The following is a 1246-nucleotide window of genomic DNA, read 5'->3' as shown; positions in this document are numbered from 1 at the left end:
AGGAACGACCGGCCCTGCGCCTTCGCCCAGGCTTCGAGCGCGAGCGCCTGGCTGCCCGTCCGGTCCGAGGCATAGCCGGGCAGGAAGACGATCGTCGGCCCCGTGCCCGCGGTCAGATGATCGGCCAGCGCCCGGCACATGTCCCACAGCGGCGCGACCAGTCCGTAACACTGCCCGTCATGCTCAACGCACTCGCCGACAGCAAAGACGCTGGGGTCGGACGTGACCATATGGTCATCCACCTTGATCCCGCGTTCGACTTGCAAGCCGCTCGTCCGCGCCAGCGCGGTGGACGGACGAATGCCGACCGCCATCACCACGAGCTCGGCGGGGATTTCGGTGCCGTCCTTGAGCCGCACGCCGGTGACATGCGTTTCGCCCAGGATTTCGGCGGTATCCGCGCCGGTCAGCACCGTCTGCCCGCGCGCTTCCAGTTCCTGTTTGAGCAGCCAGCCCGCCGCCTCGTCGAGCTGCCGCTCCATCAGCGTCGGCATCAGGTGAAGGACGGTCACCTTCATGCCGCGCAGCGACAGGCCGTGCGCCGCCTCCAGCCCAAGCAGCCCGCCGCCGATCACGACCGCGCCACCACCCTTTTCGGCAGCGGCCAGCATCCGGTCGACATCGTCCATGTCGCGGAAGCTGATGACGCCCGGCAGCTTGTGGCCGGGGACAGGAATGATGAAGGGGTCGGAGCCGGTCGCGATCAGCAATTTATCGTAGCCAGTCGAAGCCCCGCCGCGCGACGTTACCGTTTTCGTCGCGCGATCGATCGCGATGACGGGATCGCCCGCCACCAGATCGATGCCGTGCTCGGCATACCAGTCTGCCGAGTTTATGACGATATCGTCGAAAGCCTTCTCGCCCGCCAGCACGGGGGAGAGCATGATGCGGTTGTAGTTCACCCGCGGCTCCGCACCGAAAATGGTGACGCGATACCGGGTTGGGTCGCGCGCGATCACTTCCTCGACGGCGCGACACCCGGCCATGCCGTTGCCGATCACGACCAAATGTTCACGGGTGTCACCCGGCGCCGCGACGATATTTTGCAATTCCATCAAATCGTCCAGTCCAGTTGCAGCCAGTATTTCTGGGTATCGGTGGCAAAGCGATCTGCGTTGTAATCGGCGAAACGGGCCGATGCGGTGGTCTTGCCGAACTTCGCCGAGGCCATCAGGTTGATCTCGTCGCCATAATGGCGAGTGAGGCGATCGCTTTCGTAGCGGTGCCACACCGCCTGCACGCTCAC

General features: G+C 65.0%; 1 protein-coding gene and 1 pseudogene. Both read right to left on the bottom strand.

The genetic code is table 11. The features are described 5' to 3' along the window. Positions 1-1055, bottom strand: a 1055-nt coding sequence (locus U1769_RS25090) for an NAD(P)/FAD-dependent oxidoreductase (RefSeq protein ID WP_332720883.1), incomplete at its 3' end; no start/stop codon positions are given. Continuing rightward, positions 1055-1246 (bottom strand): annotated as a pseudogene (locus U1769_RS25085) (hypothetical protein); the annotation flags it as partial. The gene U1769_RS25090 and the pseudogene U1769_RS25085, both read right to left, overlap by 1 nt.

It is taken from the genome of Parasphingomonas zepuensis (assembly GCF_036663735.1).
In the GTDB taxonomy this organism is placed as follows: Bacteria; Pseudomonadota; Alphaproteobacteria; order Sphingomonadales; family Sphingomonadaceae; genus Sphingomonas.
This window is presented reverse-complemented; position numbering and strand designations above follow the sequence as displayed.